This is a genomic window from Pseudomonas sp. NPDC090755, assembly GCF_044769005.1.
Lineage (GTDB): Bacteria > Pseudomonadota > Gammaproteobacteria > Pseudomonadales > Pseudomonadaceae > Aquipseudomonas.
The window spans coordinates 88,436-114,924 of record NZ_JBIVXC010000013.1; the positions used below are offsets into that span (position 1 = coordinate 88,436).

Consider the following 26,489-nt stretch of genomic DNA (forward strand, 5'->3'; position numbering starts at 1 on the left):
GCTTGCCCGGCGTACGCCGGGCAGGCGGTGCTGTTCGTTACAAGGTTACTGTGATGAAATGCGACCCTTCGCTTTTTCGCCCAGCCAAGCCTGCCCTAGCCGTGAAACCCCGTCTGATCCGCCAGTTGTTGCTACCTCCTCTGATCGTCCTGCTGATGATCGGCCTGGGAGTGGCCGGTTTCATGATCAGCGAACACAACGGCATCCGCAGCTTGAGCGAGAACGGCGAGCGCCAGCTCGAGCTGCATGCGCGCGCGGTCGAAAGTGAAATCAGCAAGTACACCTACCTGCCCAGCCTGCTGGAACTGGAAGACAGCGTCTCCCACCTGCTGACCGACGCCAACGGCGAAAACCGCCAGACGGTCAATGAATACCTCGAAGGCCTGAACCGGCGCAGCCGCAGCCGGGCCATCTTCGTCCTCGACACCACCGGCCGGGTCCAGGCCACCAGCAACTGGCGCGATGCCGACAGTTTCCTCGGTGAAGACCTGTCCTTCCGTGCCTATTTCCAGGACGCCGTGCGTGGGCAACCGGGCCGTTTCTACGGCATCGGCAGCACCACCGGCGAGCCGGGCTACTACCTGGCCCACGGCCTGGAAGAACACGGCAAGATCATCGGCGTGGCGGTGATCAAGGTCCGCCTGGAGGCCATGGAAGAACGCTGGCAACGGGCGCGCCTGGAAGCCTTCGTCAGTGACGAGAACGGCATCATCATCCTCTCCAGCGACCCGGCCCGGCGCCTCAAGTCGGTGCGCCCGCTGACCCCGGAAATCAAGGAGCGCCTGGCCCGCAGCCTGCAGTACTACTGGTGGCCGCTGAACGAATTGCAGCCGCTGTCACGGGAAAAACTCGCCGACAGCGTCGAGAAACTGAGCTTTCCGGCCAATGCCGAGCTGGGCGATGGTCGCCACGAAGTCGCCTACCTGGCCCAGACCCGGCGCCTGAGCGACACCCCCTGGCACTTCACCCTGCTCACGCCCCTGCAGGACCTGCGCCGCGAGTCGGTGGTCCAGGGCGTGCTGGTCGCCATCGCCTTCGCCTTGCTGGCCATCTTGCTGATCGCCTGGAACGAGCGGCGCAAGGTGATCGCCACCCGCCTGGCCGCCCGTGAGGCCCTGGAAGAAGCCAACAGCCAGCTTGAGCGCAAGATCGCCGAGCGCACCGCGGACCTGCGCGCCAGCAACGACCGCCTCAAGGGCCAGATCCGCGAACGCCGGCACGCCGAGCAGACCTTGCGCCACGCCCAGGACGAGCTGGTGCAGGCCGGCAAGCTGGCAGCCATCGGCCAGATGTCGACCAGCATCGCCCACGAACTGAACCAGCCACTGGCGGCCCTGCGTACCCTGTCGGGCAACACCGTGCGCTTCCTCGAGCGCGGGGCCCTGGAGACCGCCAGCACCAACCTGAGCACCATGAACGACCTGATCGACCGCATGGGCCGGATCACCGCCAGCCTGCGCTCCTTTGCCCGGCGCGGTGACGACAGCGGCCAGGCGTCGCTGACCAAGGCCATAGAGGCCAGCCTGCAGGTGCTGGGCAACCGGATCGCCGGCTGCCACCTGAAACTGCACAGCAACTACGACGATCAACAACTGGCCATCGACCAGACCCGCCTGGAACAGATCCTGGTCAACCTGATCGGCAACGCCCTGGACGCCATGGCCGCGCAACCCGCGCCGCAGTTGTGGCTCGAAGGCGAGCTGCAGGGCGACAAGTACCGCCTGCGGGTGCGCGACAACGGCCACGGTATCGACGACGAAGCGCGCAAGCACCTGTTCGAACCCTTTTTCACCACCAAACCGGGAGAGCACGGCCTGGGCCTGGGCCTGACCCTGTCCGCCAGCCTCGCCGCCGCCGCCAAGGGCAGCCTGAGTGTCGAACACCCCGCCAGTGGCGGTACCGCGTTCGTCCTCGCCCTGCCCCTGGTCAATGCCCCCACCGAATCTGCCGAGTCCCTATGAACCAAGCACCCCTTACTGTCCTGATCGTCGAAGACGACCCGCATGTGCTGCTCGGTTGCCAGCAGGCCCTGGCCCTGGAAGACATCGCTTGCGAAGGTGTCGGCAGCGCCGAGGAAGCCTTGCAACGCGTCGGTGATGATTTCGCCGGCATCGTGGTCAGCGACATCCGCCTGCCCGGCATCGATGGCCTGGAGCTGCTCAGCCGCCTCAAGGCCCGCGACAGCAGCCTGCCGGTGGTGCTGATCACCGGCCATGGCGATATCGACATGGCCGTGGGCGCCATGCGCAACGGCGCCTACGACTTCATGGAAAAACCCTTCGCCCCGGAGCGCCTGGTCGAAGTGGTGCGCCGCGCCCTGGAGCAACGCGGCCTGGCGCGGGAAGTGTTCGCCCTGCGCCGCCAGCTGGCCGGGCAAAGCACTCTGGAGGGCCGGATCATCGGCCGTTCGCCCGCCATGCAGAACCTGCGCGAACTGATCGCCAACGTTGCCGATACCTCGGCCAACGTCCTGATCGAAGGCGAGACCGGCACCGGCAAGGAACTGGTCGCCCGCTGCCTGCACGACTTCAGTCGCCGCCAGGGCCAGCCGTTCGTGGCCTTGAACTGTGGCGGCCTGCCGGAGAACCTGTTCGAAAGCGAGATTTTCGGCCACGAAGCCAATGCCTTTACCGGTGCGGGTAAACGCCGCATCGGCAAGATCGAACACGCCAACGGTGGCACGCTGTTCCTCGATGAAGTCGAGAGCATGCCGATCAACCTGCAGATCAAACTGCTGCGGGTCCTGCAGGAGCGCACCCTGGAGCGCCTGGGCTCGAACCAGAGCATTCCGGTCGACTGCCGGGTGATTGCCGCGACCAAGTCCGACCTCGACGCCCTGGGCCAGAGCGGCCAGTTCCGCAGCGACCTGTACTACCGACTCAATGTGGTGACCCTGGAGCTGCCGCCGTTGCGCGAACGCCGCGAGGACATCCTGCAACTGTTCGAACACTTCCTGCAGTTGTCGGCACTGCGCTTCGACCGCGAAACCCCGCAGCTGGACAGCCAGACCCTGTCGCGGCTGATGGCCCACGACTGGCCGGGCAACGTGCGCGAGCTGCGCAACGTCGCCGAGCGCTACGCCCTGGGCCTGCCCGCCTTCAAGAAGACCGGCGCCAACGCCAACCAGGGCCTGGGCTTTGCCGAGGCGGTGGAAGCCTTCGAGCGCAACCTGCTCAGCGATGCCCTGCAACGCACCGGCGGCAACTTGAGCCAGGCCAGCCAGGAGCTGGGCATGGCCAAGACTACCCTGTTCGACAAAGTGAAGAAGTACGGCCTGGGATAACCCGCCGAGACAACGGAAAAGTACGTGGACCTGATACTCAAAGCCTGCCTGGGCGCCGCCGTGGTGGTGATCCTCGCCGCCCTGGCCAAGACCCGCAACTATTACATTGCCGGCCTGGTGCCGTTGTTCCCGACCTTTGCCCTGATTGCCCACTACATCGTCGGCAAGGGTCGCTCGCTGGACGATTTGAAGACCACCATCCTGTTCGGCATGTGGTCGATCATCCCCTACTTCGTCTACCTGGCGGCGCTGTATGTGCTGGTGGACCGCCTGCGCCTGGAGCTGTCATTGGCCCTGGCGGCAGTGGCCTGGCTGATGGCGGCGACGGTGCTGGTCAGTGTGTGGGTGAGGTTGCACTAAGGTTGCTCGGTTGCAGCTGCCTCCTGTAGCCGCTGCCGCCAGGCTGCGATCGGCCGTGAAACGGCCGTAATCCTGGCAACCCTCTCCTCCAGGTCCAACCAGGTGGCCGCATTACGACTGCTGCGCAGTCGATCGCAGCCTCGTGCCTCGGCAGCGGCTACATCGACACCACTGTAGCCGCTGCCGCCAGGCTGCGATCGGTCGTGAAACGGCCGTAATCCTGGCAACCCTCTCCTCCAGGTCCAACGAGGTGACCGCATTACGACTGCTGCGCAGTCGATCGCACCTCGTGCCTCGGCAGCGGCTACATCGACACCACTGTAGCCGCTGCCGCCAGGCTGCGATCGGCCGTGAAACGGCCGTAATCCTGGCAACCCTCTCCTCCAGGTCCAACGAGGTGACCGCATTACGACTGCTGCGCAGTCGATCGCAGCCTCGTTCCTCGGCAGCGGCTACATGCGCAAGTCAGTACACCGCCAGGTGGGTATCGGCCAGCCGTTGCGTTTCCAGGTACGGCAGCACCGCGCCCAGCAACGCCCCCTTGAACTGTTCCTGGAAGCGATGGGCCAGGCCCGGGATCAACTTCAACTGGCTGTCCTGCAGGTGCGCGGCCAGGTGCACCCCGTGCATCACCGGCAACAACGGGTCGGCGGTGCCATGCACCACCAGGGTCGGCAGGCGCAGCTTGTCGAGCAGCTCGACCCGGCTCGGTTCGGCCAGGATGGCCAAGATCTGGCGCTCCACCCCTTGCGGATTGAACGCGCGGTCATAGGCAATCGCGGCCTGCTCAAGCAGTTCCTGACGATCGTCCTTGACCTGCGGGCTACCCAACGCCGCCAGCAGATCGGCCTGTTGTTCGAGGGCCGCTTCGCGGTTTGGCGCCTCGCGCCTGGCCAACAGCTGCAGCAGTGCCGCGCTCGGCATCGGCAGGCCCTGCGCGCCAGAGCTGGACATGATCAAGGTCAGGCTCTCGACCCGCTGCGGTGCCAGCGCCGCCAGGTGCTGGGCAATCATCCCGCCCATGCTCACGCCCAGCACATGAAAGCGTTGAACCTGCAGGGCATCCATCAGGCCCAGGCCATCTTCAGCCATGTCCGTCAGGGTATAGGGTGCTGCCACCTGCAAGCCCAGCTTGTAGCGCAAAAGCTCGAAGCCCAGGCTGGCACCGGCCGGTGCCTGGTTCCAGGCCGACAGGCCGACATCACGGTTGTCGTAACGGATCACCCGAAAGCCCTGCTGGCACAGGGCGACCACCACCTCATCGGGCCAGTGGATCAACTGCCCGCCCAGGCCCATCACCAACAGCAGTGCAGGATCGGAGCGCCGGCCGATACTCTGGTACGCCAGGCTGACCTGCGCCAGTTCGACCCGTTCGGTAGGCACATTGACGTTGCAGCGTGAAGCTGCAAAGGAAGGCATGGCACTGACCAGCGCCAGGAAAAACAGAAAAGCCCGCATGAGCGAAACACCAGAATGCAAATCCCCATTGGAACGGCAGTCTGATGACTTTCATGCGGGCGCGCTGCCACAAAACCGTGACCGTTTGATGACACTGGCCGAACGGTCGACGCGGTGCGTTTCAATCACCGCGCCGTTGGCTTCAGGCCAGCTTGCTGCGCAACTGCCGCGCCGCCGCCACCATGTTCACCAGGGCCGCCTCGGTCTCGGGCCAGGCGCGGGTCTTCAGGCCGCAGTCGGGGTTGACCCACAGGCGCTCGGCCGGAATGCGCTTGATCGCCTTGCTCATCAGCTTGACCATCTCGGCGGTATCCGGCACCCGCGGCGAGTGGATGTCGTAGACACCCGGGCCGATGTCGTTGGGGTAGTCGAAGGCTTCGAAGGCCTCCAGCAGCTCCATGTCCGAGCGTGAGGTTTCGATGGTGATCACATCGGCGTCCATGGCAGCGATGGCCTGGATCACGTCGTTGAACTCGCTGTAGCACATGTGGGTATGGATCTGGGTTTCATCGCGCACGCCGCTGGCGCACAGGCGGAAGGCCTGCACGGCCCAGTCCAGGTAACACTGCCACTGCGCCCGGCGCAGCGGCAGGCCTTCGCGGAAGGCCGCTTCGTCGATCTGCACGATCTTGATCCCGGCCGCTTCCAGGTCCTGCACTTCGTCGCGAATGGCCAGCGCCAGTTGCTCGGCCTGGGTCTGGCGCGACACATCCTCGCGCGGGAAGGACCACATGAGCATGGTCACCGGGCCCGTGAGCATGCCTTTGATGACCTTGCGGGTCTGGCGCTGGGCGTATTCGATCCAGGCCACGGTCATGGGGTGCGGACGGCTCAGGTCGCCGTAGATGATCGCAGGCTTCACGCAACGCGAGCCGTAGCTCTGCACCCAGCCGAAACGGGTGAACAGGTAGCCGTCCAGTTGCTCGGCGAAGTACTCGACCATGTCATTGCGCTCGGCTTCGCCATGCACCAGCACATCCAGGCCCAGGCGCTCCTGCACCTGAACGGCGTGGCGGATCTCGCTGTGCATGGCATCGGTATAGTCATTGGCCGACAGCTTGCCTTGCTTGTAGGCCTGGCGCGCCAGGCGGATGGCCGAGGTCTGCGGGAACGAGCCGATGGTGGTGGTCGGGAACGCAGGCAGTTGCAGGCGCTGGCGCTGCGCCTCGATGCGCTGGGCAAAGGCCGAATGGCGCTGGCGGTCGGCGGCGGTCACTGCGGCCAGGCGGGCCTGCACCTCGGGCTTGTGGATACGCGGCGACTCACTGCGGCTGCGCTGCACGGCGCGGCTTGCGGCCAGGGCGTTTTGCACCACGGGCAGGTGCGGGGAATCAACGGCCTTGCCCAGCACGGCGATCTCTTCGCATTTCTGCACGGCGAAGGCCAGCCAGCTTTTCAGCTCGGCATCGAGCTTGTCTTCGCGCGCCAGGTCCACGGGGCTATGCAGCAGCGAGCAGGAACCGGCCACCCACAGGTTGGCCCCGAAACGCTGGCGGGCCTGTTGCAGCTGCTCCAGCGCGTGGTCTAGGTCGCAGCGCCAGACGTTACGGCCGTTGACCACGCCCAGGGACAGCACCTTGTAGGTCGGCAGGCGATCGAGCACCGTCGGCAACTGCTCGGGCGCACGCACCAGGTCGATGTGCAGACCATCCACCGGCAGGCCCACGGCCAGGCCGAGGTTGTCTTCCAGGCCACCGAAGTAGGTCGCCACCAACTTCTTCAAGGGCGAATACTGGAGGATGTGGTAGGCGCGCTCGAAGGCGTTCTTCCAGTCCTGCGGCAGGTCCAGGGCGAGGATCGGCTCGTCGATCTGCACCCACTCCACGCCCTGGCGGGAAAGGCGACTGAGGATTTCACCGTAGACCGGCAGCAAACGCTCCAGCAGGTCGAGCTTGTCGAACTCGCCGCCCTTGGTCTTGCCCAGCCACAGGTAGGTCAGCGGGCCGATCAGCACCGGCTTGACCGCGTGGCCGAGGGCCCGGGCTTCGGCGACTTCCTCGAACAGTTGCTCCCAGCTGAGCAGGAAGCGCTGGTCGGCGGAAAATTCAGGGACCAGGTAGTGGTAGTTGGTATCGAACCACTTGGTCAGCTCCTGTGCGTACTGCGCCTGGCCGTGCTCTGCCCCACAACAGGTGGTGGCGCCGCGGGCCATGGCGAACAGGGTGTCGAGGGTCGGCAGGCCGTTGGCATCCAGGGCCTTGGCAAAGCGCTCAGGGATTGCGCCGAAGGTCAGCGAGTGGGTCAAGACCTGGTCGTACCAGGCAAAGTCACCCACCGGCAGCAGGTCGATACCGGCGTCTTTTTGCAGTTGCCAATGGCGGGCTCGCAGTTCACGACCCACGGCCTGCAGACCGGCCTGATCGAGGTCGCCTTTCCAGTAGGCCTCCAGGGCTTTCTTCAGTTCGCGGTCGGCGCCGATGCGCGGGAAACCGAGGTTGTGGGCCAGTGCCATGACAATTGTGCTCCTTGTAAAAGATGACACTATTGTCGACAGCCAGGGCAACTTGAGACAAACTCAATAAATTCGTGTTCGTCTTTAGAATTTCTCATGGAGTCCACAGTGCTGGAAATCCGCCACCTCAAAACCCTGCATGCCCTGCGCGAAGCCGACAGCCTGGTGGAGGCCGCCGAGCGCCTGCACCTGACCCAGTCGGCGTTGTCCCATCAGTTCAAGGAGCTGGAAGAGCGCCTGGGGATGCAGTTGTTCATGCGCAAGACCAAGCCGATCCGCTTCACCAGCGCCGGCCTGCGTCTGCTGCAACTGGCTGACGCTACCCTTCCCCTGCTGCGTACGGCCGAGCGCGATATTGCCCGTCTTGCCGGCGGCACGGCCGGGCGCCTGCACATGGCGATCGAATGCCACAGCTGCTTCCAGTGGCTGATGCCGACCATCGACCAGTTCCGCGACGCCTGGCCTGAGGTCGAACTGGACCTGGCCTCGGGCTTTGCCTTCGCCCCGCTGCCGGCACTGGCCCGTGGCGACCTGGACCTGGTGGTCACCTCCGACCCGCTGGAACTGCCCGGCCTGACCTATGTGCCGCTGTTCACCTACGAAGCCATGCTGGCGGTGGCCAACCAGCACCCCCTGGCCAGCAAGCCCTACATCGTGCCCGACGACCTGGCCAGCGAAACCTTGATCACCTACCCGGTGGAACGCGATCGCCTGGACATCTTCACCCGCTTCCTGGAGCCGGCCGACGTCGAGCCTGCGCAAGTGCGCACGGCGGAGCTGACGGTGATGATGATGCAACTGGTGGCCAGCGGCCGCGGTGTCTGCGGCATGCCCCACTGGGCCCTGCACGAATACAGCTCGCGCGGCTATGTGAAGGGCAAGCGGCTGGGCGAGAAAGGTCTGTTCGCCACCCTGTATGCGGCGGTGCGCACCGATATGCTCGATGCGCCTTACATGCGCGACTTCCTGCTGACCGCCAAGGATACGTCCTTCTCCACCCTCGACGGCGTCAGCGCAGTACGTTGAACCTCAGATGACCCGGCGTTGCTCCTGGACCAGGCGCACTGCCAGGCCGGCGAGCACGAAGCCCATCACATAGCGCTGCAGCACCATCCACAGTGGGTAGCGCACGAACCAGCCGGCGATGCCTGCGGCGAACAGGGCGATCAGCAGGTTGACGGAGAAACTCACGGCGATCTGGGTCAGGCCCAGGGCCAGGCTCTGCATCAGCACCGAGCCGTTTTCCGGGGAGATGAACTGCGGCAGCACCGACAGGTAGAACACCGCGACCTTGGGGTTCAACAGGCTGGTCAGAAACCCCATCAGCACCAGCCGGGACGGTGAATCCGGGGCCAGTTCACGGGGTTCGAACGGCGAGCGTGCGCCGGGTTTGACCGCTTGCCAGGCCAGCCACAACAGATAGGCGGCGCCCGCCCACTTGAGCAGGTCGTAGGCCAGGGGCACGGCCATGAACAGCGCGGTCAGACCGACGGCGGCGGCGGTCATGTGCACCAGAAATCCCCCCACTACCCCCAATAACGAGGTGATGCCTGCCAGGCGTCCCTGGCAGATCGATCGGGAGATCAGGTAGATCATGTTCGGCCCCGGGGTCAGGACCATCAGCAGCGCTGCACCGATAAACAACAGCCATTCATGAACAGGGATCATCAGCATTCCTTTGCGAGAGCGATCGGATAGGGGCTTAAGTTAACGTCCGAAACAGGGGCAGAATCAAGTCCCGGGTCAAGGGCGCCAACTCCAGGTTCAGCGGCTTGCGTGCCGAGACCCAGACCGCTTCTTCGATTTCCGCGGCGGGCTCGACCGGCATCACCGTGTGCACCTGGAACAGCTCGGCCTGGACTTCGAAACCCGGCTCGTTGGCGGCCGGGGCGCTGAACTGGCCCAAGTGCCGTGCGTCCTGCGGATCGATCACCAGGCCCAGCTCTTCGAACAGTTCACGGGCCAGGGCGCTGACCGGTTGTTCATCGGCCTCGATCTTGCCGCCAGGCTGCATGAAGGCCTTGGTGCCGCGCTTGCGCACCAGCAGGGTGCGGCCCTGCGGGTCGATCAGCAGGGCGGCGGCGATGCGGATGGTTTTGCTCATGGGAGGCTCGTGACAGGGAAAGCGGGCAAGGATCACATGTTGTCGAAGTCCGTTCAATCGCATCGCAGGCTCCGCCAGCTCCCACAATGGTGCAACCTGCCCCCATCCCTGTGGGAGCTGGCGAAGCCTGCGACAAGGCCACCACGGCCTGACGAACGCCCCTTGCAACCCCGCGCCGTTGGTCGCATAAACAGCCCATGAACCTGCCCGCCCTGAACCACCCGGCACTGGACGCCTTCCACCCCGCCGTACGCGCCTGGTTCCAGCGCCGCTTTGCCACCGTGACCGCCGCCCAGGCCCGGGCCTGGCCGTTGATTCGCCGTGGCCAGTCGCTGTTGGTGGCCGCGCCGACCGGTTCAGGCAAGACCCTCACCGCCTTTCTGGCGATTCTCGATGAGCTGTTCGAGCAGGGCCTGGCCGGCGGCGAGCTGCCGGACCAGACCCAGGTGGTCTATGTCTCGCCCCTCAAGGCGCTGTCCAACGACATTCAGATCAACCTGCAGGCACCGTTGGCCGGTATCAATGAGGCCCTGATCGAGCAAGGCGCCGAGGCGCTGGACATCCGTACCGCAGTGCGCAGCGGCGACACCACGCAACAGCAACGCACGGCCATGCGCCGCAAGGCGCCGCATATCCTGGTGACCACGCCGGAGTCGCTGTATGTGCTGCTGGGCTCGGCATCCGGGCGCCAAGGCCTGGCCAGCGTGCACACGGTGATCGTCGACGAGATCCATGCCCTGGCCGGCAACAAGCGCGGCAGCCACCTGGCGCTGAGCCTGGAGCGCTTGCAGGCCCTGTGTGGCCGCCCGCTGCGGCGCATCGGCCTGTCGGCGACCCAGCGCCCGGTGGAGCGTGTGGCGGACTTCCTGATGGGCAGCGGACGCACCTGCGCCATTGTCGATATCGGCCACGCCCGCACCCGCGACCTGGCCCTGGAGGTACCGCCGGTGCCGCTGGGTGCGGTAATGGCCACGGATGTCTGGGATCTGCTCTACGACCGCCTGGCGGCGCTGGCCCGCGAGCACCGCACCACCCTGGTGTTCGTCAACACCCGGCGCCTGGCCGAGCGCCTGACCCGCCACCTGAGCGAGCGCCTGGGCCAGCAGGCGGTCGCCGCGCACCATGGCAGCCTGGCCAAGGAGCATCGCCTGGATGCCGAGCAGCGCCTCAAGCGCGGTGAGCTGCAGGTACTGGTGGCCACCGCCTCGCTGGAGCTGGGCATCGACATCGGCGAGGTCGAGCTGGTCTGCCAGATCGGCACACCCGGCTCCATCGCCGCCTTCCTGCAGCGGGTCGGCCGTGCCGGCCACCAGGTCGAGGGCACGCCCAAGGGTCGCCTGTTTCCCCTGTCGCGGGATGACCTGATCGAATGTGCAGCCCTGCTCGACTGCGTGCGCCGTGGCGAGCTGGACCTGCTGCACGTGCCCAAAGCGCCCCTGGATGTGCTGGCCCAGCAGATCGTCGCCGAAGTCAGCTGCCAGCCCTGGCAGGAGCAGGCATTGTTCGAGTGCCTGCGCCAGGCCATGCCCTACGCCGACCTCGACCAGGCGCACTACCAGGCCCTGCTGCGCATGCTCGCCGAAGGCTTCAACGGCCGCCAGGGTGTGCGCAGCGCCTACTTGCACCGCGATGCGGTCAACGCCAGCCTGCGCGGACGGCGTGGCAGCCAGCTGACCGCACTGACCAGCGGCGGTACCATCCCCGACAACGCCGACTACGCCGTGCTGCTCGAACCCCAGGGCCTGAACATTGGCAGCGTCAACGAAGACTTCGCCGTGGAGAGCATCGCCGGCGATATCTTCCAGCTGGGCAACACCTCCTACCGCATCCTGCGGGTGGAAAGCGGCAAGGTCCGGGTCGAGGACGCCCGGGGCCTGCCGCCGAGCATTCCGTTCTGGCTGGGCGAGGCCCCGGGGCGCAGCGATGAACTGTCCTTCGGCGTGGCCCGCCTGCAAGGCGAGATCGACCGGCGCCTGGCTGAATCGGCAGGCGCGTTGCAGCCAACGCTCGACTGGCTGCAAGAAGAGATCGGCCTGGACCCGGACAGCGCCGAACAGTTGCTCGACTACCTGAGCCGTACCCGCCAGGTGCTCGGCGCCCTGCCCTCGCAGTCGACCCTGATCATGGAGCGCTTCTTCGACGCCTCCGGCGGCACCCAGCTGATCATCCACGCCCCCTTCGGCAGCCGCATCAACCGCGCCTGGGGCCTGGCCCTGCGCAAGCGCTTCTGCCGCACCTTCAATTTCGAGTTGCAGGCGGCGGCCAGCGAAGATGCCATCGTCCTGTCGCTGTCGGCCAGCCACAGCTTTGCGCTGGACGAGGTGTGGCGCTACCTGCACAGCAACACGGCCGAATCGATCCTGGTCCAGGCCCTGCTCGATGCCCCCCTGTTCGGCGTGCGCTGGCGCTGGAATGCCGGCACCGCGCTGGCCTTGCCGCGCTATGTCGGCGGGCGCAAGGTGGCGCCACAGATCCAGCGCATGAAAAGCGAAGACCTGATCGCCGCGGTGTTCCCCGACCAGATCGCCTGCCTGGAAAACCTCGTCGGCGAGCGGCAGATTCCCGACCATCCACTGGTGGAGCAAACCCTCGACGACTGCCTGCACCAGGCCATGGACTGCGACGGCTGGCTGGCCTTGCTGCGACGTATCGAGCAAGGCCAGGTCAGCCTGATCAGCCGCGACCTGCCAGCCCCTTCCCCCTTGGCTGCGGCCATACTCAATGCACGGCCCTACACCTTTCTCGACGATGCGCCGCTGGAAGAACGCCGCACCCAGGCCGTGCTCAACCGGCGCTGGAGCGAGGTGCAGAGCAGCGATGACCTGGGCGCCCTGGATCCCGAGGCCATCAGTGCAGTGCGTACCGAAGCCTGGCCTGCACCCAGCCGCTGTGACGAGATGCATGAGGCACTGATGAGCCTGGCCTGTATCAGCCGGGAAGAAGTGCAGGCCCATCCCGACTGGCAAGCCTGGCTGGCACAACTGGCCACGGCCGGGCGGGCGGTTTGCCTGCACCTTGATGCGCAGCCCAGCCTGTGGCTGGCCCGCGAGCGCCTGATGCTGCTGCGTGCGGTGTATCCGCAGGCTGACCTGACCCCGGATGTTCCAGCGCTACCGGGGTTCGACCAAGCCGTGGAAAGTGACACTGCGCTGGTCGAAGTACTGCGGGCGCGCCTGAGTGGCTTCGGTCCCCTGACCCTGGCGCAGATCGCCGCGCCCTTGTGCTTGCCGGTCAATGCCGTGGAGCAGGCCCTGGTTCGCCTGGAGACGGAAGGCTACGTGATGCGCGGCTACTTCAGCCCGGGCCAGCAGGTGCTGCAATGGTGCGAACGGCACCTGCTGGCACGCATCCACCGCTACACGGTCAAGCGCCTGCGCCGGGAGATCGAGCCGGTCAGCCTGCAGGACTTCATGCGTTTCCTGTTCGACTGGCAGCACCTTTCGCCCGCCACACGCCTGCAAGGGCCGGCAGCGGTCAGCGAAGTGCTGGAGAAGTTCGAGGGCTATCCGGCGGCAGCCAGCGCCTGGGAAAGCGATCTGCTGCCCAGCCGGATCAAGGACTACAGCCCGCGCTGGCTGGATGAGAGCTGCCGTGCCGGCAAGCACGTCTGGGCGCGCCTGGCCCCCGTCTCGGCCAGCAGCACCCTGCGCAGCACGCCGCTGGTGCTGTTGCCGCGTTCGCGCCTGAACCTGTGGCGCGCCTTCGGCCCGGCCCTGGACAGTGAACAACTGAGCCCCCGGGCGCAGCGCGTGCACACGGCCCTGGGCGAACACGGCGCCTTGTTCTTCGACGAGCTGGTGCAAGACGCCCACCTGCTGCCCAGCGAACTGGAAACGGCCCTGCAGGAGCTGGTGGCCGCCGGTCTGGTCAGTGCCGACAGCTTCGCCGGCCTGCGCGCCTTGATCACCCCGGCCAGCAAGCGCCAGGGCCGCAGCCATCGCCGTGGACGTGGGCCGCTGTTCGGCGGCATGGAGGACGCCGGGCGCTGGGCCCTGCTGCGCAAGGCCAGCGTCGTCGACAACCGCGATGAGCACCTGGAGCACATCGCCCGCACCTTGCTGCGCCGCTATGGCGTGATCTGCTGGCGGCTGCTGGAGCGTGAGGCCGACTGGCTGCCCGGCTGGCGTGAACTGCTGCGCTGCTACCATCGCCTGGAAGCCCGTGGCGAAATTCGTGGCGGGCGCTTCATCAGCGGCCTGGCCGGCGAACAGTTTGCCTTGCCCGAAGCCGTGGCGTTGCTGCGTGAAGTACGCCGGCGAGCGCCGGACGGCGGCCTGGTCACCCTCAGCGCCAGCGACCCGTTGAACCTGGTCGGCACCTTGCTGCCAGGCACCAAGGTGCCGGCCCTGAGCGGCAATCGCCTGCTCTACCGCGATGGCGTGCCGGTCGCGAGCCTGGTGGCCGGCAAGGTGCACTACGAACCCCAGGTCGAACCGCAGCAACAGGGTGAAGTGCGTGACCGGCTGATCCGCGAGCCGGGGCTTTCGTGAACCCTCAGCATTACGAATGAATCATTCTTCAGCTGACCGGGCGCAAAGCTTCATCTCCCTGCACTGGCGCAAGCGCGCCCAACCGGGCTAAGGTCAAGGATTGCCCAGGCCCTGAGCCTGACCGCGCCATCGCAAGGAGCCCGCATGAGCCTGTCACTTCTCAGCCGCTACGCCTTTTTTGCCGCCTGTGTGCTGTTCACCCTGGTGAGCCTGCCTTTTCTTCACCATGAATGGCTGTGGCCGTTCACCCTGACCACCGCCATCCTCAGCCTGATCGGCGTGTTCGACCTGCTGCAAAGCCGCCACGCCGTGCGGCGCAACTACCCGATCCTGGGCAACATCCGCTACCTGGTCGAAGGCATCCGCCCGGAAATCCGCCAATACCTGCTCGAAGCCGACAGCGACGCCTTGCCCTTCTCCCGGGCACAGCGCTCGCTGGTCTATGCCCGGGCCAAGAACGAAGCCTCCGACAAGCCGTTCGGCACCCTGATCGATGTCTACCAGTCGGGCTTCGAATTCATCGGCCACTCCATGCGCCCGGCGCCCCTGAGCGACCCGGCGTCGTTTCGCGTCACCGTCGGCGGGCCGCAGTGCAGCCAGCCCTATTCGGCGTCGGTGTTCAACATCTCGGCCATGAGCTTCGGCTCGCTCAGCGCCAACGCCATCCGCGCCCTCAACCAGGGCGCCAAACTGGGCAACTTTGCCCATGACACCGGCGAAGGCAGCATCAGCCCCTACCACCGCGAGCATGGCGGCGACCTGACCTGGGAGCTGGGCAGCGGATACTTCGGCTGCCGCACCGCCGACGGTCGCTTCGACCCCGATCGCTTTGCCGAACAGGCCCGCGATCCACAGGTGCGGATGATCGAAATCAAGATGAGCCAGGGCGCCAAGCCGGGCCATGGCGGCATCCTGCCCAAGCACAAGGTCACCCGCGAAATCGCCGAAACCCGTGGGGTGAACATGGGTGAAGACTGCATTTCACCCTCGCGCCACAGCGCCTTCTCCACGCCGATCGAAATGATGCAGTTCATTGCCCGGTTGCGTGAACTGTCCGGCGGCAAGCCGGTGGGCTTCAAATTCTGCCTGGGTCATCCCTGGGAGTTCATGGGCATCGCCAAGGCCATGCTGGAAACCGGGATCCTGCCGGACTTCATCGTCATCGACGGCAAGGAAGGCGGCACCGGCGCCGCCCCGGTGGAGTTCACCGACCATATCGGCGTGCCCCTGCGCGAAGGCCTGTTGTTCGTCCACAACACCCTGGTGGGCTTGAACCTGCGCGACAAGATCAAACTGGGCGCCAGCGGCAAGATCGTCAGTGCCTTCGACATCGCCAGCGTGCTGGCCATCGGTGCCGACTGGGCCAACGCCGCGCGCGGCTTCATGTTTGCCATTGGCTGCATCCAGTCGCAGAGCTGTCACACCAACAAATGCCCGACCGGCGTCGCCACCCAGGACGCCCTGCGCCAGCGCGCCCTGGTGGTGCCGGACAAGGCCCAGCGGGTATTCAACTTCCACCACAGCACCCTCAAGGCCCTGGCCGAGATGCTCGCCGCCGCCGGTCTCGACCATCCCTCGCAGCTGGAGGCCAAACACCTGGTGCGCCGGGTCTCGGCCACGGAGATCAAACTGTTCTCGCAGATGCATGTGTTCCTCAAGCCCGGCGAACTGCTCAGCGGCAATATCAGCGGCGAGTTCTATTCGCGGATGTGGCAGATGGCCCGGGCGGACAGCTTCGAGCCCAACACGGATGTGGCGGCCTGAGGTAGAGACATTCGGTAATACCCTGACTTTGCATTCGCTGACAAAACTTGTAACCCTCCCCGCCGCCGATCGGCCTGGTCCATCGGCGCGCAACCCTTGCCTGCGGGCACCTATCCTCTACTGAAACACCCTCGCCAAGGCTTTGATCATGAACAACGGTCGCGACCATCGCATCGACTTCTTTCGCGGACTGGCGCTGATCTTCATCTTCTGGGACCACATCCCCGGCAACCCGCTGGCCAACCTCACCGTGCGCAACATCGGTTTCAGCGACGCGGCGGAGATCTTCGTGTTCCTGGCCGGTTATGCTGCCGTGCTCGCGTACGGCAAGATCGCCCTGCGCGACGGCTGGCTGGTGGCCAGTGTGCGCATCCTGCGCCGGGCCTGGGTGTTGTACGTGGTGCACATCTTCCTGCTGGTGCTGTTGATGGGCATCGTTTTCGTCGCCAACAATCATGTCGAAACCCGCGACATGATCCAGGAGATGGGCCTCTACTACTTCCTCAGCAACCCGCAACAGGCGCTGGTGGACGAACTGCTGCTGCGCTTCAAGCCCAACCTGATGGACCCGTTGCCGCTGTACATCCTGCTGCTGCTCGGCCTGCCGCTGGTGTTGCCGGCGATGTTGCGCAAGGTCGAGTACGTGGTCGGCCTGTCGGTGGCGCTGTACCTGCTGGCGCCGATGTTCCAGTGGAACCTGGCCGCCCAGGAAGGCGGGGTGTGGTTCTTCAACCCGCTGGCCTGGCAACTGCTGTTCATCCTCGGTGGCGCGGCGGCGATCCACTCACAGCGCGAGCAGAGCGCCAGGACGCGTCCGGCCTGGCGCCAGCCACTGTTCATCGGCGCTGGCGTCTACTTGCTGGTATGTGCCGCCATCGCCCTGTCCTGGCGCTGGCCGGCAGTGCACGATGCGCTGATGCCCCGGCAATTGGCCGAGTGGTTGTACCCGATCAGCAAGACCAACCTCTCACCGGCGCGGTTGCTGCATTTTCTTGCCCTCGCCTATTGCACGGCCAAGCTGTTGCCGCGCGGCGCCTGGGTAGAGGGCTGGCTGGCACAACAAAGCTGCCGGATGGGGCGCTATTCGCTGGAAGTGTTCTGTTTTGGCGTGCTTCTCGCGCCACTGGCGGACATGGCCAATGCCCTGGCCGATGAGCACTGGTCGATGCAGTTGCTGACGGCGTTGGCCGGGGTGGGGTTGATGGTGTTGCTGGCTGTCTGGCTGGACCTGAACAAGCGCTTGAACAAGCCAATGCCGGTACAGGTCACCCCGTAGGAGCGGGCTTGCCCCGCGATAACGGTCTGTCTGGCGCATCGCATCGCGGGGCAAGCCCGCTCCTACAGGGACCTGTTGGCTGGTCAATTTTGATCCTAGGAAATACCCTACCGCGTCTGTTCAGCGATCGGGTGAGGAAACCCGAAAGTCATTCAGGATTTGCCGTTATGGCGGCTGTGTGCGGGAGGCCATTGGCTGCCGAGTTTCCTGTATGCCTCGGTTTTCCACCCCGCGTACAGCTGCCACCTTAGGTGTGGAAACGGACGGAGCATCTCCTCGGCAAACCCTTCGGCGACTGCGCCGCCCCACCCACAACTTTGCTGGCATCGCTCCCCATAACGCGCTGGTGCATACCTCGCTGTACCTGCGTTGTGCCTACGACAAGGCGTACAAATCGTTCGACGGTGTCGACGAATCGGCCAAGGGTTTTCTCTGGTCTACCCTGCATTCGGTGGAGATGGCCAGGGGGCTGGTCGAGGCCTTGCTCGATGCTCTGGAGAACCGGGAATTGAACCCGCTTTGACAGCATACTTTGCACCGCAACACGTAATGTACAGAGGCATTACGTGCTGCGTAACACCGATGCCGGTCAGTTGAATGCACATTTGGCTGGATCGGAGCCTTCACAAGTACCGTCTTGCCAATGGAAGTCTTCAGCGGCGGTTACGGCTTTTTCCAGGGTCAACTCGACGACTGATTTATTATCGCCGTTATACCCACACACCACAGCATTTGGCTTGATCAAGGCATTGGCAAAGTTAAAGGTCTTCACGTCGCCTTCGTCTGCATTAGGGCTTTCGCCCTCCCAGCCTCCAGGAGCCTTGTACAAGAAGCCAACGTCCTTCGGAGTCTGGCTGATACTGGATACAGCAGGACAAGTCTGGGCCTGGACCGATGTTGCACTCAGTACGCCGAGCAACATTGCGATGATAGTTTTTTGCATGTGACGGTACTCCCTTACAAGGTACGGAGTAGGTAGCATGCGTCCAGGGCACAGGGAGTGAAACTGACAAAAATGATAGTTTCTTGAACTATTTCATGATGCGCGGAATGACGAAACAGCGGTCGCCATGCTCGCCAGTCTGACCTGACTGGTAGGAGCGGGCTTGCCCCGCGATCGAGTGCGCAGCACTCGTCAGAAGAATGGCCCGGTCGGGCTTCATCGCGGGGCAAGCCCGCTCCTACGGGAGCAGGTTTGCCTGCGATGTCTCTACATCAGGACGCGGAACGCGCCAGCTGCACGTTGTCAGGCTTTGGCGACAGTTTGAACACGAAGTACAGCACCGTCAGCATGACCAGGAACGCAGGGCCGATGTACAGGGCCACGCGGGTTTCCTCGAAGTAGGCCATCAGACCGACCACCAGGATCAGGAACGCCAGCGCCAGGTAGGAGCTCAGCGGCCACAGCCACATGCGGTACTTGAGCGCCTGGCGCTCGGCGGTGGACAGGCCGGCACGGAACTTGAGCTGGGCCAGCAGGATCATCACCCAGGTCCAGATCGCACCGAAGGTGGCGATGGCGGTCACCCAGACGAAGACTTTCTCCGGCACCAGGTAGTTGGCCAGCACGCCCAGCAGCAGGGCCGCGATGGACAGCAGCAGTGCATTGCGTGGCACGCCGTTGCTCGAGGTACGGGCGAAGGTGGCCGGGGCCTGGCCGTTCTGCGCCAGGCTGTAGAGCATGCGCCCGGTGCTGAAGATGCCGCCGTTGCAGGACGACAGCGCAGCGGTGATCACCACGAAGTTGATGATGCCGGCGGCGGTCTTGATGCCCAGACGCTCGAAAGTCATCACGAACGGGCTGCCCTGGCTGCCGATTTCGTTCCATGGGTAGATCGACAGGATCACGAACAGCGCACCCACATAGAACAGCAGGATGCGCCAGAACACCGATCCGATGGCCTGAGGAATGGTTTTTTGCGGGTTGCGCGCTTCACCGGCGGTCAAGCCGATCATTTCTACGCCCAGGTAGGCGAACATCACCATCTGCAGCGACATCAGCACGCCGGTCACGCCGTTGGGCATGAAGCCGCCGTTGCTCCACAGGTTGGAAATGCCCATCGCCACACCGTCGTTGCCGAAACCGAAGGCGATGATGCCGATACCACCCAGGACCATGGCAATGATGGTGACGATCTTGATCAGGGCGAACCAGAATTCGAACTCACCAAAGGCCTTGACCGCGATCAGGTTGATCGCGCCCATGCTGCCCAGGGCCGCCAGGGCCCAGATCCAGCGCGGTACGTCAGGGAACCAGATGCCCATGTAGATGGCCACCGCGGTGATTTCCGCAACGCAGGTAACCAGCCACAGGAACCAGTAGTTCCAGCCGGTGAGGAAGCCCGCCAGCGGGCCGAGGTAATCCTGGGCGTAACGGCTGAAAGAGCCTGCAACGGGGTTATGCACCGCCATTTCACCGAGGGCACGCATGATCACCAGGATCGCCAGGCCGCCAATGATGTAGGACAGCATGATGGCCGGACCGGCCATTTCGATGGCCTTGGCCGAGCCGAGGAACAGGCCGACTCCGATACAGGCGCCCAGCGCCATCAGGCGAATGTGTCGCTCGCCGAGTTCTCGCTTGAGTGGGCCGCCCTGGACGGTCTCACCGTGAGAAGGATGGTTGCCGACTGGCATAGAAATACAACCTCATTTTGTTATTGGATATAAACCGTTCGTGCAGGCCAGGCACCGCCGATAGGCGAATACGCTGCCTTGCCGGGCACCGCCTTGTGAGCGGGCCCGCCTGCCGGCGCGCCGGGGCGCAGGCAGAGCGAAAGGGCCGAGCAGTATAGGAAGGCCTCTGTAGGGCATTTCACTATAAAGAGCAGGATATTTGGCGAGAAGTCTCGGCAAAAAACCTATTCACGGAGGGGCATTCCCCGTGTTTTCTCCACTGCAGTCAACAGGGCGGCTAACATAGCACCAAAACAGGGCATTACAAGCTCAACCAAAGACGCATGTCCTACGCCTTTTTCAGGAAGTGCCTGACAATCAGCACAAATTTTTCACCGTCCCCGGGCACGGTCTAAGCTTCAGGCAAGCAAGACGAAAATACGTAGCCGGGCTGAAGAATATGGGCGCATTGTGGCAATCGGAACCAACCAGCAAGGAAGCTCCCCCTGAATCTTTCGAAGAATCGCCTACGCCAAAAAGCCCCCGCCAACGTCATCTGTGGTGGCGGCTCGTGTGGCTGGTGCTACTGCTCGCCCTGATCGCGCTGGGTCTTGCTGTCGCCAAGGAATTGCAGACATCGCGCCTGCAGTCACGTGAGCTCAGTCAGCTCGCCTCGACCTTGACCTATTCCCTGCAACCGGGCCCCAGCGATGCAATCATCTACCCTGGCGACGGTCCCTTCGACCAACGCCTGGGCTACAGCGCTCTGGGGGAGTTCCTGCCGCGCCTGCTCAAGCGCGACTATGTGATCAGCGACCAGGTGCGTTTTTCGCCGGCGTTGATGGACTACACCGAACATGGCCTGTTCGTGCCCTATAAGGAGAAGATCCAGACCGGTCTGTCGATCACCGATTGCAAGGGCGATGTGCTCTACCAGTACCACTACCCGCAATACCTGTACCCGGACTTCGATGCCATCCCGCCGGTCATCGTCAACAGCCTGCTGTTCATCGAGAACCGCGACCTGCTCGACCCCAACGACCCCTATGCCAACCCCGCCGTGGACTGGCCGCGATTCGCCAAGGCCGCCTACAGCCAGGTGGCCAAGTACCTGGCATTGCCCGGCCAGTCGGCCGGTGGCAGCACCCTGGCCACCCAGTTGGAGAAATACCGCCACTCCCCCGACGGCCTGACCGTCTCGGGCAGCGAGAAAATCCGCCAGATGATTTCCGCCAGCGTGCGCGCCTACCAGGGCGGGCCGCAAACCCTCGAGGCACGCCAGCGCATCGTGCGCGACTACCTCAACAGTGTGCCGCTGTCGGCAGTGCCCGGCCACGGTGAGGTGCATGGCATGGCCGAGGGCCTGCGGGTCTGGTACGGCGCCGACTTCGCCCAGGTCAACCAGGCCCTGACTTCGACCGCCACCGACCCCGAGAGCATGGCTGCACGCGGCCTGGCCCTGCGCCAGGTGCTGTCGTTGATGATCGCCCAGCGCCGGCCGTCGCACTTCCTGTCCAGGGGGCGCAACGAGCTGGCCGAGCTGACCGACAGCCACATCCGCATCCTGGCCGCCGCCAACATCGTCGATCGCCCGACGGCCGATGCCGCACTGGCCAGCAAGGCCACCTTCCGCGACTGGGTCGCCCAGCCCACCATCGTGCCGATCGTCACCAACAAGGGCATCAGCGTCGCCCGCAGCCGCCTGTCACTGGCCCTGGCCCGGCCGCTGTACGACCTCGACCGCCTCGACCTGTCAGCCACCAGCACCCTGCAGTCCGACCTGCAAGGGCAGGTCAGCCAGTACCTCAAGGACCTTGCCAACCCGGAATTTGCCGCGAAGATCGGCCTGTTCGGCGAGCGCCTGCTGACACCCACCACCACCACCCAGGTGCGCTACAGCTTCACCCTGCTCGAACGCACCGCCAATGGCTCGCGGGTACGGGTGCAGACCGACAGCACCGACCAGCCGTTCGACATCAACGAAGGCAGCAAGCTGGAACTGGGCTCCACCGCCAAGCTGCGGGTATTGACCACCTACCTGGAAATCATCGCCGAACTGCACGACAAGTACGCCGATACCCCGGCTGCGGACCTCAAGAAAGTCGAGGTCGCGGAACTGGACTTCATCACCCGCTGGGCCATCGACTACCTGATCCAGAACAAGGACCGCAACATCACCGCCATGCTGGATGCGGCGCTCAACCGCAAGTACTCGGCCGGCCCCGGCGAAGCCTTCTTCACCGGCGGTGGCATGCACGTGTTCGCCAACTTCCGCAAAGAGGACAACAACCGCATCCCGACCCTCAAGGACGCGCTGCGCGAATCGATCAACCTGCCGTTCATCCGCCTGATGCGCGACCTGGTGCGCTACAGCACCTACCAGGCCCCGGGCAACAGCGCCAAGCTGCTCAGGGACGATAGCGAGCCGCGCCGCCAGGAGTACCTGGCCCGCTTCGCCGACAAGGAAGGCACCGATTACTTGCGCAGGTTCTGGAAAAAGTACCGCAACAAGACCTCGCAACAACGCCTGGACACCTTCATGGACAGCCTGCGGGTGACCCCGATCCGTCTGGCGGCCGTCCACCGCTACCTGTTCCCCGAAGCCGACCAGGCCACCTTCAACGCGTTCGTCCGCGCCCACCTGAAAAAGAACCTGGAGGAAACCAAGCGCAAGCCCACCAAGCAGGACACGGTGACCGACGGGCGCCTGGACGACATGTACTATGCCTATGGACCCGGCAAATTCGACCTGCCCGACCAGGGCTTCGTCGCCAAGGTCCACCCGCTGGACCTGTGGCTGCTGGGCTATCTGCTCAAGCATCCCAGCGCCAGCTTCCAGGACGCCGCCCAGGCCAGCCAGTTCGAGCGCCAGGAGGTCTACAGCTGGCTGTTCAAGAGCAAGCACAAGGGCGCCCGCGACAGCCGCATCCGCACCCTGGTGGAGATCGAGGCGTTTCTCGACATCCACCAGCGCTGGAAGCGCGTCGGCTACCCCTTCGATCACCTGGTACCGTCCCTGGCCACCGCCATCGGCAGCTCCGGCGACCGGCCGGCGGCCCTCGCCGAGCTGGTCGGGATCATTCAGAACGATGGCATCAAGCTGCCGACCCTGCGCATCGACACCCTGCACTTTGCCGCAGACACCCCGTACGAGACACGCCTGACCGGCGATCCGGACCTGGGTCAGCGGGTGCTCTCGGTGGAGGTCGCCCGGGCCCTGCGTGGCGCGCTGTCGCAAGTGGTCGATGCCGGTACCGCGCGGCGGGTGTCGGGCAGCTTCAAATTCAACGACGGCACCCCGATGGTGATGGGCGGCAAGACCGGCACCGGCGACAACCGTATCGAAAGCTTCGGCGCCGGCGGGCGCCTGATCGGTTCGAAGGCGATCAACCGTACCGCCACGTTCGTGTTTTTCCTCGGCGACAACCACTTCGGCACCCTCACCGCCTTCGTGCCGGGCCAGGCCGCCGAATCCTTCAAGTTCACCTCGGCCTTGCCGGTGCAGGTGCTCAAGGGCATGGCGCCGATCCTGATGCCCTACCTGCAGCCGGGCAGCCACACCCTGTGCAAATCGCCGCAGGTGGTGCAGCGCTAGTGGAAGCGCTTGGCAGTCGTATAGCTTTTGCTCCAGTAGCTGTTCTTCAGTGAATCAATACGGATGTGCTTGCCGGTACGGGGAGCGTGGATAAAACGCCCTTCGCCGATGTACAGGCCGACATGGCCGATCCGGCCCTGCCCATTGCGATTGAAAAATACCGCATCACCGCGCTTGAGCTGACTCTGCTTGATAGTGCGGGCACCGGACTTGAGCATCGCCGACGTGGTGCGTGGGATCTTGATATCGGCCTCGTTACGGAACAGGTAGACCAGCAGGCCACTGCAATCGAAGCCGCCCTTCACCGACATGCCCCCCCAACGGTAAGGCACGCCGATCAATTGGTGAGCGCGCTCGACCAAGCGATCGAGGTTGGCTTCCAGCTCTTGTCGCACGCTGTGCTCGCGAGCGCTCTTGGTAACCGGGAGTGTGGCCTGGGCAAAAAATGACAGGCCCCAGAGCAGCCCGATGAGAAAAATGGAACGTGCCACGGTGAAATACTCACAGATGAAAAAAACGTGGCAAATCTTAGGAGCGTTTTTCGGGTGTGTGGATCAAGGCAATCCGAGGTGTTTGTAGGAAAATCCTTAAGAATTCCTACACAAGCTCATCAATTCCCACGCACTTCATGAGAAATATTCCTATTCTCACGCTTGCCTTACGATATATCTTGAGTAATATCTAAAGATACATCTTACGCAAACGGAGATTCCCCATGCGTGAACACCACCCCCACCGTGACCACGGCGATCGCCACGACGGCTTCGAGCGTCGCCACAACCGCGAACGCGGTGACCGCGGCCCACGAGTGTTCGCCCCCGGCGACCTGAAACTGCTGCTGTTGTCGATGCTCGCCGAGCAGCCCTGCCACGGCTACGACCTGATCCGCCAGATCGAAACCCTGTTCGATGGCAGCTACAGCCCAAGCCCCGGCGTCATCTACCCGACCCTGACCTTCCTTGAAGAAAGCGAACTGATCATCGGCCAGGCCCACGGCAGCAAGAAGCGCTACAGCGTCACCCCGGCAGGGCTTGAGACCCTGAGTGAACAGGCCATTGCCCTGGATGGCGTGCGCATGCGCATCGAGGTCAGCAAACGCTCCCTGCGCGGGCACGACCGTCCGCAGGAAATCCACGAAGCGGTGCACAACCTGCGTCATGCCCTGCAGATGCACAGCGGCCGCTGGACCCCGGAAGAAATCGAGCGGGTGCGCAACCTGCTCAACACCACCGCCAAGGCCATCGTTGCAGGACCGGCTGCGGCCCCTACGGAGAAACCCGAATGAGTGCCAGCGAAACCAGCGCGATTCATCGCGTCAACCACGAAATCAAACACCGCCGCCTGGACGTGCTGCGGGTCACCGACCTGACCCCGCGCATGCGCCGCATCACCTTGGGCGGGCCGCAACTGCAGGGCTTCACCAGCATCGGCAGCGATGACCACGTCAAACTGATGTTCGCCTGCTCGGCAGAAGAACAGGCCGCACTGGACAACCTCGACTTCAGCCGCGACGGCCCTCGCCCGACCCTGCGCGAATACACACCACGGCGAATCGACCTTGTGGCCGGCGAACTGGATATCGATTTCGTCCTGCACGGCGACGGCCCTGCCTCCACCTGGGCGGCCCAGGCACAGGTCGGCCAGGTGCTGAACATTGCCGGCCCGCGCAGTTCGATGGTGGTTCCCGATAGCTTCGACAGCTACCTGCTGGTCGGTGATGAAACGGCGATTCCGGCCATTGCCCGGCGCCTGGAAGAGCTGCCGGCCACGCGCAAGGTGGTGGCGGTCATCGAGGTCGAAGATGCGCAGGAACAACAACAGTTGCAGACCCTGGCGCAACTGGAGGTGATCTGGGTGCAGCGGCATCGGCAGGATCTGCTTGAGGTACTCAAGGCGCTACCACTGCCAGCGGGCCGGCTCTACACCTGGGTCGCCCTGGAAAAAGCCCTGACTCGCAAGGCCAAGCGCCTGCTGATCGAGGAAAAGGGCGTGCCGGAGGATCTGATCAAGGCCGCCGCCTACTGGCGCCTCGACCCCAACGACGACGCCTGATCCGTCACCTTCAGGGTTGCGTCCTGGCCTTGGCCAGGCGCCCGCCCTGCCAATGATCCAGACCAAGCAACAGCAGGCCGATGGCGATGAAACCCAACAGGATCGCCAGGGCATTGACCAGCACCTGGGTAAAGCCCAGATTTGCCACATCGATGAACGGATAGGGATAGACCCCTATCGTGTGCCCGCGCAGCAGCACATAGGCGAAATACACCAGCGGATACAGCAGCCAGGTCAGCAGGTGCCTGAGCCGCAAGCTGCCCTTTTCCACACAGCACCACCAGTAGACGACGAACACCAGCGGCATGACATCGTGCAGCAACTCATCGGCCAGCCACTGCCAGCCCTCTGGCTGCCACAGGTGGCGCAACAGCAGGCTGTAGGCCAGACCGACCAGGACAATACTGGCGGTTACCCCGGACGCAGTCGCCGGGGCCAGAAAGAAGCGCCGTGCGCAGCCTTCCCTGCCGAACGCCGCATGGCTCAACACCACGGCCACCAGGGTGTTGCTCAACACGGTGAAATAACTGAAGAAATTGACCAGCCCCCCAAGCAGGCTGGCCTGCTCCTGCCAGCGCACCCAGAACACCAGGTACATCTGGATCGCCAGGGCACCCCAGCCCAGGCAGGCGGCCAGGCCAATGATGCCTGCGCGGCGTATCACCGCTTCAGCGACCGCGCTGCAGCTTGAGGTACAGGCGCTCGACCTTTTCCCGCGCCCAGGGCGTGCGCCGCAGGAAAGTCAGGCTCGACTTGATGCTCGGGTCGCTCTTGAAGCAGCGAATGTCGATGCGCTGCGCCAGCCCTTCCCATTGGTAGTGCGCCACCAACGCGGTGAGGATCTGCTCCAGGGTCACGCCATGCAGCGGATCGGGATTGGCGGTGGTCATGCCTGTGCTCCAGCAAATCAAAGGTGCGCACCTTAGCCTAGGGACGGCTTGCAAGTCTTCAGACTTTTTACAATCAAGGCGCGGATAACCGACATTCTAGTGTGGGCAAGGGCTCTAGTCAGCGGGTGGCGTTTAATTCACTTGTGCAA

Annotated in this window: 20 protein-coding genes; 11 read left to right on the forward strand and 9 right to left on the reverse strand. The window is 64.3% G+C overall.

All coding sequences use genetic code 11. The features are described from left to right. The first annotated feature begins 53 nt into the window (after positions 1-53). From ACIQUS_RS18965 to ACIQUS_RS18975, 3 genes are read left to right on the forward strand one after another with little or no spacing between them, the layout of a single operon-like run. The gene (locus ACIQUS_RS18965; RefSeq protein ID WP_403049693.1) at positions 54-1,961 is read left to right on the forward strand and encodes an ATP-binding protein; all 1,908 of its coding nucleotides are present in this window, start codon (positions 54-56) and stop codon (positions 1,959-1,961) included. Beyond that, complete coding sequence (locus ACIQUS_RS18970) at positions 1,958-3,283, forward strand: sigma-54-dependent transcriptional regulator (protein WP_403049696.1); 1,326 nt, start codon at positions 1,958-1,960, stop codon at positions 3,281-3,283. The genes ACIQUS_RS18965 and ACIQUS_RS18970 overlap by 4 nt, the downstream gene beginning before the upstream one ends. A 33-nt stretch (positions 3,284-3,316) precedes the next feature. Next, a complete protein-coding gene (locus ACIQUS_RS18975; RefSeq protein WP_403049852.1) occupies positions 3,317-3,643 on the forward strand; it encodes a GlpM family protein in 327 nt (108 codons plus the stop codon). Between the two features lie 465 nt (positions 3,644-4,108). Here ACIQUS_RS18975 and ACIQUS_RS18980 read toward each other — a convergent pair whose 3' ends face one another. Together ACIQUS_RS18980 and metE are read right to left on the reverse strand one after the other, a co-directional pair. After that, positions 4,109-5,101 (reverse strand): alpha/beta fold hydrolase, encoded by a 993-nt coding sequence (locus tag ACIQUS_RS18980; protein WP_403049699.1) that lies wholly within the window; start codon positions 5,099-5,101, stop codon positions 4,109-4,111. Between the two features lie 142 nt (positions 5,102-5,243). Beyond that, positions 5,244-7,553 carry a 5-methyltetrahydropteroyltriglutamate--homocysteine S-methyltransferase gene (metE, locus tag ACIQUS_RS18985; RefSeq protein WP_403049702.1) on the reverse strand — a complete coding sequence of 770 codons (2,310 nt, stop codon included), beginning with the start codon at positions 7,551-7,553 and terminating at the stop codon, positions 5,244-5,246. A 108-nt stretch (positions 7,554-7,661) separates the two neighbouring features. Between metE and metR the strand changes: the two genes are divergently transcribed. Beyond that, positions 7,662-8,579: a transcriptional regulator MetR gene (gene metR, locus ACIQUS_RS18990; RefSeq protein WP_285864880.1), complete on the forward strand. Its 918-nt coding sequence runs from the start codon at positions 7,662-7,664 to the stop codon at positions 8,577-8,579. Positions 8,580-8,582: 3 nt separating this feature from the next. On the opposite strand, the gene ACIQUS_RS18995 is transcribed toward metR, so the two are convergent. Continuing rightward, positions 8,583-9,221, reverse strand: coding sequence for a LysE family translocator (locus tag ACIQUS_RS18995; protein ID WP_403049705.1), 639 nt, complete (start codon positions 9,219-9,221; stop codon positions 8,583-8,585). A gap of 34 nt (positions 9,222-9,255) precedes the next feature. Continuing rightward, entirely contained in the window at positions 9,256-9,657 is a 402-nt protein-coding gene (locus tag ACIQUS_RS19000) for an NUDIX domain-containing protein (protein ID WP_403049708.1), read from the reverse strand. Positions 9,658-9,854: 197 nt separating this feature from the next. On the opposite strand from ACIQUS_RS19000, the gene ACIQUS_RS19005 reads away from it, so the two are divergent. The 4 genes from ACIQUS_RS19005 (at position 9,855) to ACIQUS_RS19020 (ending at position 17,710) form a co-directional block, all read left to right on the forward strand. Further along, a complete protein-coding gene (locus tag ACIQUS_RS19005) occupies positions 9,855-14,147 on the forward strand; it encodes a DEAD/DEAH box helicase (RefSeq protein ID WP_403049710.1) in 4,293 nt (1,430 codons plus the stop codon). Between the two features lie 144 nt (positions 14,148-14,291). Then, a complete protein-coding gene (locus tag ACIQUS_RS19010; RefSeq protein WP_403049713.1) occupies positions 14,292-15,911 on the forward strand; it encodes an FMN-binding glutamate synthase family protein in 1,620 nt (539 codons plus the stop codon). Between the two features lie 148 nt (positions 15,912-16,059). Continuing rightward, positions 16,060-17,187 carry an OpgC domain-containing protein gene (locus ACIQUS_RS19015; protein WP_403049716.1) on the forward strand — a complete coding sequence of 376 codons (1,128 nt, stop codon included), beginning with the start codon at positions 16,060-16,062 and terminating at the stop codon, positions 17,185-17,187. A 346-nt stretch (positions 17,188-17,533) separates the two neighbouring features. After that, a complete protein-coding gene (locus tag ACIQUS_RS19020; RefSeq protein ID WP_403049719.1) occupies positions 17,534-17,710 on the forward strand; it encodes a hypothetical protein in 177 nt (58 codons plus the stop codon). Positions 17,711-17,776: 66 nt separating this feature from the next. On the opposite strand, the gene ACIQUS_RS19025 is transcribed toward ACIQUS_RS19020, so the two are convergent. Next, on the reverse strand, positions 17,777-18,130 hold the full coding sequence (locus ACIQUS_RS19025) for a hypothetical protein (RefSeq protein WP_403049722.1): 354 nt from the start codon (positions 18,128-18,130) through the stop codon (positions 17,777-17,779). A gap of 272 nt (positions 18,131-18,402) precedes the next feature. Next, positions 18,403-19,824, reverse strand: coding sequence for an amino acid permease (locus ACIQUS_RS19030; protein ID WP_403049725.1), 1,422 nt, complete (start codon positions 19,822-19,824; stop codon positions 18,403-18,405). 439 nt (positions 19,825-20,263) lie between these two features. On the opposite strand from ACIQUS_RS19030, the gene ACIQUS_RS19035 reads away from it, so the two are divergent. Beyond that, the gene (locus tag ACIQUS_RS19035; RefSeq protein ID WP_403049728.1) at positions 20,264-23,398 is read left to right on the forward strand and encodes a transglycosylase domain-containing protein; all 3,135 of its coding nucleotides are present in this window, start codon (positions 20,264-20,266) and stop codon (positions 23,396-23,398) included. On the opposite strand, the gene ACIQUS_RS19040 is transcribed toward ACIQUS_RS19035, so the two are convergent. Then, on the reverse strand, positions 23,395-23,889 hold the full coding sequence (locus ACIQUS_RS19040; RefSeq protein WP_403049731.1) for a C40 family peptidase: 495 nt from the start codon (positions 23,887-23,889) through the stop codon (positions 23,395-23,397). The genes ACIQUS_RS19035 and ACIQUS_RS19040 overlap by 4 nt on opposite strands. Positions 23,890-24,113: 224 nt before the next feature. Here ACIQUS_RS19040 and ACIQUS_RS19045 point away from each other — a divergent pair, with 224 nt between their 5' ends. Beyond that, positions 24,114-24,683 (forward strand): PadR family transcriptional regulator, encoded by a 570-nt coding sequence (locus ACIQUS_RS19045; protein WP_403049734.1) that lies wholly within the window; start codon positions 24,114-24,116, stop codon positions 24,681-24,683. Next, a complete protein-coding gene (locus ACIQUS_RS19050) occupies positions 24,680-25,450 on the forward strand; it encodes a siderophore-interacting protein (protein WP_403049737.1) in 771 nt (256 codons plus the stop codon). Before ACIQUS_RS19045 ends, ACIQUS_RS19050 begins: the two co-directional genes overlap by 4 nt. 10 nt (positions 25,451-25,460) lie before the next feature. On the opposite strand, the gene ACIQUS_RS19055 is transcribed toward ACIQUS_RS19050, so the two are convergent. Further along, positions 25,461-26,048: a Pr6Pr family membrane protein gene (locus ACIQUS_RS19055; protein WP_403049856.1), complete on the reverse strand. Its 588-nt coding sequence runs from the start codon at positions 26,046-26,048 to the stop codon at positions 25,461-25,463. Positions 26,049-26,118: 70 nt separating this feature from the next. Continuing rightward, positions 26,119-26,340: a VF530 family DNA-binding protein gene (locus tag ACIQUS_RS19060; protein ID WP_403049740.1), complete on the reverse strand. Its 222-nt coding sequence runs from the start codon at positions 26,338-26,340 to the stop codon at positions 26,119-26,121. Positions 26,341-26,489 lie beyond the last annotated feature (149 nt).

Excerpts from the sequence above, each read along its gene's own strand:
- ACIQUS_RS19045 (WP_403049734.1), top strand. The coding sequence starts at position 24,114 with ATGCGTGAACACCACCCCCACCGTGACCACGGCGATCGCCACGACGGC.
- ACIQUS_RS19050 (WP_403049737.1), top strand. The coding sequence starts at position 24,680 with ATGAGTGCCAGCGAAACCAGCGCGATTCATCGCGTCAACCACGAAATC.
- ACIQUS_RS19030 (WP_403049725.1), bottom strand. The coding sequence starts at position 19,824 with ATGCCAGTCGGCAACCATCCTTCTCACGGTGAGACCGTCCAGGGCGGC.
- ACIQUS_RS18965 (WP_403049693.1), top strand. The coding sequence starts at position 54 with ATGAAATGCGACCCTTCGCTTTTTCGCCCAGCCAAGCCTGCCCTAGCC.
- ACIQUS_RS18970 (WP_403049696.1), top strand. The coding sequence starts at position 1,958 with ATGAACCAAGCACCCCTTACTGTCCTGATCGTCGAAGACGACCCGCAT.
- ACIQUS_RS19015 (WP_403049716.1), top strand. The coding sequence starts at position 16,060 with ATGAACAACGGTCGCGACCATCGCATCGACTTCTTTCGCGGACTGGCG.
- ACIQUS_RS18995 (WP_403049705.1), bottom strand. The coding sequence starts at position 9,221 with ATGATCCCTGTTCATGAATGGCTGTTGTTTATCGGTGCAGCGCTGCTG.
- ACIQUS_RS19010 (WP_403049713.1), top strand. The coding sequence starts at position 14,292 with ATGAGCCTGTCACTTCTCAGCCGCTACGCCTTTTTTGCCGCCTGTGTG.
- ACIQUS_RS18980 (WP_403049699.1), bottom strand. The coding sequence starts at position 5,101 with ATGCGGGCTTTTCTGTTTTTCCTGGCGCTGGTCAGTGCCATGCCTTCC.
- metE (WP_403049702.1), bottom strand. The coding sequence starts at position 7,553 with ATGGCACTGGCCCACAACCTCGGTTTCCCGCGCATCGGCGCCGACCGC.
- ACIQUS_RS19035 (WP_403049728.1), top strand. The coding sequence starts at position 20,264 with ATGGGCGCATTGTGGCAATCGGAACCAACCAGCAAGGAAGCTCCCCCT.
- ACIQUS_RS19025 (WP_403049722.1), bottom strand. The coding sequence starts at position 18,130 with ATGCAAAAAACTATCATCGCAATGTTGCTCGGCGTACTGAGTGCAACA.
- ACIQUS_RS19000 (WP_403049708.1), bottom strand. The coding sequence starts at position 9,657 with ATGAGCAAAACCATCCGCATCGCCGCCGCCCTGCTGATCGACCCGCAG.
- ACIQUS_RS19060 (WP_403049740.1), bottom strand. The coding sequence starts at position 26,340 with ATGACCACCGCCAATCCCGATCCGCTGCATGGCGTGACCCTGGAGCAG.
- ACIQUS_RS19005 (WP_403049710.1), top strand. The coding sequence starts at position 9,855 with ATGAACCTGCCCGCCCTGAACCACCCGGCACTGGACGCCTTCCACCCC.
- ACIQUS_RS19055 (WP_403049856.1), bottom strand. The coding sequence starts at position 26,048 with ATGTACCTGGTGTTCTGGGTGCGCTGGCAGGAGCAGGCCAGCCTGCTT.